This window comes from Anaerobacillus sp. MEB173, from assembly GCF_052119505.1.
GTDB lineage: Bacteria > Bacillota > Bacilli > Bacillales > JBJMAU01 > JBJMAU01.
Genome location: NZ_JBJMAU010000039.1, coordinates 1 through 4,663, shown reverse-complemented (window position 1 = coordinate 4,663; position 4,663 = coordinate 1). Strand labels below are relative to the sequence as shown.

Below are 4,663 nucleotides of genomic sequence, written 5' to 3'. Positions count from 1 at the left end.
GATTCGTTACATATATGACTTGATATGATATTATAAGAAAAAGGATATCGGTGGTGATTAATTAGTATGGGAAAAATTCAATCTTCAGAAGAGCTTATGAAATATATTGAAAATATGAATAGTGATAACTCTGTATTACAGTTTTCTATTCCTGGTAAAGGAAAATTTACACTTGTATTACAAGAAGAAGATGATGATGAAAAATCCATACAGTTTGAAACTGAAGAAAATCCTGAACTTAAACGTATGTTAAAAGAAAGTCAGGAGCAGTATGAAAACGGACGTGGTATGTCTACCTCAGAATTATTAAATTCTCTGTCCAAAAAGGACTTTATGTAATGTATGAACGAAATGTTCTTTGGTCCCCTGCTGTTAAGGAAAAACTTTCTCAGTTTAGGAGCGAGAGGTTTACACCTGAAGAGACTTTCGACTTTATCTCCCAGTTTATCATTGAAACTGAAGATCTATTTAAGAATAGCATAATTGGAAAAAGGTATACTGAAGAATTCGGCAAATACAAAGGGATTACAAGGATAGTTGTTAAAAAGTTTAGAGTTTATTATAAATTGATTGACAATGATGTTGTTATCTTGGCTGTCCTTTTTCCAGGTGAAAATTAAATAAACATTTTACAATAGACATTAGACCATATAATAAATTTTGATGTGGTCTTTTCTTGTGTAAATTTACTGATGATTTGTGAAAGTATCCACTTAAACACAATTAAAGTGCCTGTCCCCTTATACAGTAAAGTGTTATCGCACTGAGGGTTAGGCACTTTTTATGTATTATTCTTTTTTTCTCTTTAAATACCTCTTCATTAACCAAAAACAGTTCGCTATTTACGTTAGTACACTTCCAAATCTTAAATATAAGAAAATTAATTTCGTAAATACATCACCTTTTACCAAGTCACTTTATATATATTAGATGAAAACATTGGTAAAAATCATCAAAAAATTCCCTCTCCCGAAACCACGCGATACTGGGGTTAAACAAAAGGTGCCGATTCCGATTGATCCTGTAAATAAGATTTATGCAATTACTACCCATTCAGCAACGCAGTTTGAGTGCCGTTGGCTCTTTTACCACCAAATAAAAATGGTACAAGCAGCTGGTGATAAAGATGGAAATGAGCAATCTTCTGTTGTAATTTTAAATGATTTTCAACAACTCAAATTGGATGTTTCACACTATACGTTAGAAAAACAACTGCAACGCACAGCCGTTTGTGTTGTCAGGTTTTCGGGGTTGTAAGTTAGTTCAAGTTGAATTCAATTTTTCCTTGTACCACAGACATTCTTCATTTTTAAAACCCACATTTATCTTTTACCTACCAGAATGATTTTCCTAAGCTTTTTATATGAACATTGATTTTTACTTACCTAAGTTAATGACATAAGAATAAACTTTGTTGAGGTGAATCTATGAAAAATTACGTATTGCATGATGATGTAATAGCAGCATCGGAGCTGTTTTTGTACTGTTATGATTGTTTAAGGGAAGCGGGACTCGCGATTCAATTTGATCAATTAGAAAAAGCAGATGCCTGGATTGTTGAATATGAACGTGCTAGAGATGAACTTTTAGTGCTACGTCAAAAAAAGGTTGAGAACGATTCAATTTCGAAAGCGTTTTCATAAAAACTTAATAGTAGGTTGATGTCACCAAAAAAGTGGTGTTTAGACAACAACAATCGCAGGAATGACTTTAGTTTGTAACATTATATTGATCATAAAATGAGGTGGATGAATGAATTATTTAAAAGAGCTTAATGCTTTTTATGATCGCCTTGAGACCAATCCGTTATCGACTTCGGCTGTGGCGTTGTGGCATGCCTTAATGCACATTAACAACAAAACCGGCTGGCGCGATCAATTTGCTGTGGCAATTACTGCATTAAGTACGAAGACTGGTCTTAGTGACCGGACAATCTCAAAAGCAAGAAAAGAATTAAAAGAAAAAGGATATATTACTTTTTCTTCGCAAAGTGGCAACCAGCCAGCGATCTATCAGTTGTGTTCATTGGTACTTCAATATCATTCAACTCAAACTGAACTGCAAAAAGAAGTGTCATTTCTGTCAGAACCAGATATAAAGCCGGCTAATCATGATGAGAATTGTTTCAGTAAATACTCTGAAACAACAAATGAAAACCTAGATGCAAAATCTTACCACGAAGAAATTTCGGACAAGCATACCGACAATTGTACTGGTAAACGTTCCGGCTTGAATAACGAAAGTAAAGCATCTGATCCTCAACCTGAAAAAAATTCGGACAAGCATGCTGACAATCGTTCCGGAAAACGTGCCGCATTAAATAAACGAAATGAAATGAAACTAAATGAGACAAGTAAGTCTCTTACTCTATACAAAACATTTGAGAAGAGCTTTAATATCATTCCTACTCCATTACAAATCGATCTTGTTGCTAGTTTCATTGATCAAGACGGTCTCTCTGAAGAATTAGTGATTTACGGTCTTTCAATTGCTGGGGAGAAAGGAAAACCGTTTTCGTATGCTAAATCAATTTTAACAAACTGGAGTAAGCAGAACATCCGAACCGTTGAACAGGCGAAGAAAGAAAGTGAAAACTATCAATCTCGTAAAAGTACGTTTAAAAAATTCCCAACAATAGGAGGAAATCGTGATGGATATGATTCAAAAAGGAATGAAGTCAATGATGTCCATGTTGCCAATTTCAAATTCTACAAATAAACCTGAGCCTGTTTATTGTCCGTATTGTAAAAAAGAAAATGAGGTAAAGCTTCGGGATATTCCGCTTGTTGGGAAAGGTTGGACGATCAATGCCTGTGATTGTGAAATTAAGCGGATTGATGACATGTACCGCGAACAAAAAGCGAAACAGAGACGGATAAGAATTGAAAAATTTTTAAAGCTAAGCAGTACGAACGAGGATCTTGTGAAGATGACCTTTGCAAACTTTATCAAACGGCCAGGCAGTGAACAAACACTCAAGGAAATTGAAAATGCCGTGCAAAACTTTGAGAAAAGGGGGAAATTAGGTGTATTTATCTTTGGCGAAACCGGTAATGGCAAAAGCCATCTAACTGCTGCAGGAGCAAATGAACTAATGAATCAAGGCTACTCTGTCATCTACCTCACAGAAAAAGACCTCTACAGCCGCCTTCAAGAAACAAAACGGTTCCAGAATCCAGAAACACTTCTTGAAATTATGAATGCTTGCCTTGAAGCCGATCTCCTCATCTGGGATGACTTCATGAGTAGTCAGCGCTTAACCGATGATGAGAAAGATTGGACGTTCCAAATTATTAATGGCCGTGAACGAGCCAATAAACCGATCTGGCTTACGTCAAATCTCACCCCAGAAGAATTCGATCACCCAGATACAAAGTACAGATTCGATAACAAAGCCCGAACATGGTGGCGCCTAATTGGAAATATGAATTGTGTTTATAACCGTGCTTCAAATTACCGTGCTCATTTAGCAATGGAAAGAATGCGAGGGATATAAATGAAGGTTGATAATGTTTACAAACAGGATCGGCGTGTTGAAAAATATTATATGGTTAAGAAACGCACTACCATCTACACTGCCCTTGAAGAACTGGACTTTCATTGGGATGAACGAGAAGTTGCTGAATTTATTCGGCTATGGAAACGGGGGTTATCACTTCAAAAAATAGCGAACAAATTCTCGCGGGATATTGATGAAGCGGCAGTACTTGTGTTGGATTTGGCAAGGAAGAAGAGGATTACGCCGCGGGAGTTTGGGGTTGGAGGGGACAGATTCTAATAACAATAATCCACCTTATTTTGTGCAGTAAGGTGGATTATTCGTGATTATAGAAGTTAAGCAGTTGAAATTGGATGGTTTGTGTATGCAATTGTAAGAAACTTATTTATTCAGTTCTTTAGCTAGTGCCTTGACCTCATCTTTAGAGAGCTTGGTCAATTTAGCAATCATCTCAATTGTAAAGCCTTCCGCAAGCATACCTTTGGCAATATCTTTTGCTTTTTTTATTTCACCTTTTTCCAATCCTTTTCTTTCCCATGAATTCATAAGTTCCATAGCCATCTCCTCCTCGTCAGGGGGTAAAGTTTTCAATTCATTTTCCAATTGTATTTCTTCATCTGATGTTATGTTTGTTCATAGGATTGTGGTGCAATGTGAACGATAATCAGGCTATCTTGCCCTTTTAACTTTGTTTCAACTAACAAATCTACTCGACGTTTTTCACCTATTATAATATCAGTAAAGACTTCTTCAGACAAAAAGGTTACACTTTGAAAATCAATTTCTTCATAAGCTTATGGAACAAAAGCTAGCATAAATTCTTCGAAAAAGTGCGTAATGAGTTCTCTAAACCAACGATCATGATCATTTTTCCCTGATGCTTCTCTTAACATATAAACACCTCCTGGGATATTTTTAGAATGTTTGTTCTCATCCTAATTATAGAACAAACGATCCCGATATTGGAGGTGAAATACATTAAAAAATAAAGAACTTTTCGACAAGTAAAAAAAGAACTTTTTTAAATTGAAAAGTGCTTTTTGTATTTACTGAAAATTGCAGGAAAGAATAATAGATCGACTGACTGTGCGATAATTTTCACGTACCGTAATTTAAAACCTATATTTAAATGAGAAAACATCATAGACATTACAAATAAAGTTC

The 4,663-nt window shown here is 35.4% G+C and carries 8 protein-coding genes and 1 pseudogene; 7 read left to right on the top strand and 2 right to left on the bottom strand.

The window, feature by feature from the left end; all coding sequences use genetic code 11:
• Positions 1 to 66: 66 nt before the first annotated feature.
• The 7 genes from ACJ2A9_RS23385 (at position 67) to ACJ2A9_RS23355 (ending at position 3,778) form a co-directional block, all read left to right on the top strand.
• Positions 67 to 339, top strand: coding sequence for a hypothetical protein (locus tag ACJ2A9_RS23385; protein ID WP_441424103.1), 273 nt, complete (start codon positions 67 to 69; stop codon positions 337 to 339).
• Positions 339 to 620: a type II toxin-antitoxin system RelE/ParE family toxin gene (locus tag ACJ2A9_RS23380; RefSeq protein ID WP_441424102.1), complete on the top strand. Its 282-nt coding sequence runs from the start codon at positions 339 to 341 to the stop codon at positions 618 to 620. The genes ACJ2A9_RS23385 and ACJ2A9_RS23380 overlap by 1 nt, the downstream gene beginning before the upstream one ends.
• Positions 621 to 939: 319 nt before the next feature.
• Entirely contained in the window at positions 940 to 1,257 is a 318-nt protein-coding gene (locus ACJ2A9_RS23375; RefSeq protein WP_441424101.1) for a competence protein ComK, read from the top strand.
• Positions 1,258 to 1,427: 170 nt separating this feature from the next.
• Positions 1,428 to 1,643: a hypothetical protein gene (locus tag ACJ2A9_RS23370; RefSeq protein WP_441424100.1), complete on the top strand. Its 216-nt coding sequence runs from the start codon at positions 1,428 to 1,430 to the stop codon at positions 1,641 to 1,643.
• A 109-nt stretch (positions 1,644 to 1,752) separates the two neighbouring features.
• Positions 1,753 to 2,718 carry a DnaD domain protein gene (locus ACJ2A9_RS23365; RefSeq protein WP_441424099.1) on the top strand — a complete coding sequence of 322 codons (966 nt, stop codon included), beginning with the start codon at positions 1,753 to 1,755 and terminating at the stop codon, positions 2,716 to 2,718.
• Positions 2,651 to 3,496, top strand: a complete 846-nt coding sequence (locus ACJ2A9_RS23360) for an ATP-binding protein (RefSeq protein WP_441424098.1) — start codon at positions 2,651 to 2,653, stop codon at positions 3,494 to 3,496. The genes ACJ2A9_RS23365 and ACJ2A9_RS23360 overlap by 68 nt, the downstream gene beginning before the upstream one ends.
• Positions 3,497 to 3,778: a helix-turn-helix domain containing protein gene (locus tag ACJ2A9_RS23355; RefSeq protein ID WP_441424097.1), complete on the top strand. Its 282-nt coding sequence runs from the start codon at positions 3,497 to 3,499 to the stop codon at positions 3,776 to 3,778.
• 102 nt (positions 3,779 to 3,880) lie between these two features.
• On the opposite strand, the gene ACJ2A9_RS23350 is transcribed toward ACJ2A9_RS23355, so the two are convergent.
• A complete protein-coding gene (locus ACJ2A9_RS23350) occupies positions 3,881 to 4,054 on the bottom strand; it encodes a hypothetical protein (protein ID WP_441424096.1) in 174 nt (57 codons plus the stop codon).
• A gap of 74 nt (positions 4,055 to 4,128) precedes the next feature.
• A pseudogene (locus tag ACJ2A9_RS23345) lies at positions 4,129 to 4,392 on the bottom strand (hypothetical protein); the annotation flags it as partial.
• Positions 4,393 to 4,663: the final 271 nt, after the last annotated feature.

What these genes read in the sequence shown, in the direction of transcription:
- ACJ2A9_RS23350 (WP_441424096.1), bottom strand. Translation starts at nt 4,054, where the DNA reads ATGGAACTTATGAATTCATGGGAAAGAAAAGGATTGGAAAAAGGTGAA.
- ACJ2A9_RS23365 (WP_441424099.1), top strand. Translation starts at nt 1,753, where the DNA reads ATGAATTATTTAAAAGAGCTTAATGCTTTTTATGATCGCCTTGAGACC.
- ACJ2A9_RS23385 (WP_441424103.1), top strand. Translation starts at nt 67, where the DNA reads ATGGGAAAAATTCAATCTTCAGAAGAGCTTATGAAATATATTGAAAAT.
- ACJ2A9_RS23370 (WP_441424100.1), top strand. Translation starts at nt 1,428, where the DNA reads ATGAAAAATTACGTATTGCATGATGATGTAATAGCAGCATCGGAGCTG.
- ACJ2A9_RS23380 (WP_441424102.1), top strand. Translation starts at nt 339, where the DNA reads ATGTATGAACGAAATGTTCTTTGGTCCCCTGCTGTTAAGGAAAAACTT.
- ACJ2A9_RS23360 (WP_441424098.1), top strand. Translation starts at nt 2,651, where the DNA reads ATGGATATGATTCAAAAAGGAATGAAGTCAATGATGTCCATGTTGCCA.
- ACJ2A9_RS23355 (WP_441424097.1), top strand. Translation starts at nt 3,497, where the DNA reads ATGAAGGTTGATAATGTTTACAAACAGGATCGGCGTGTTGAAAAATAT.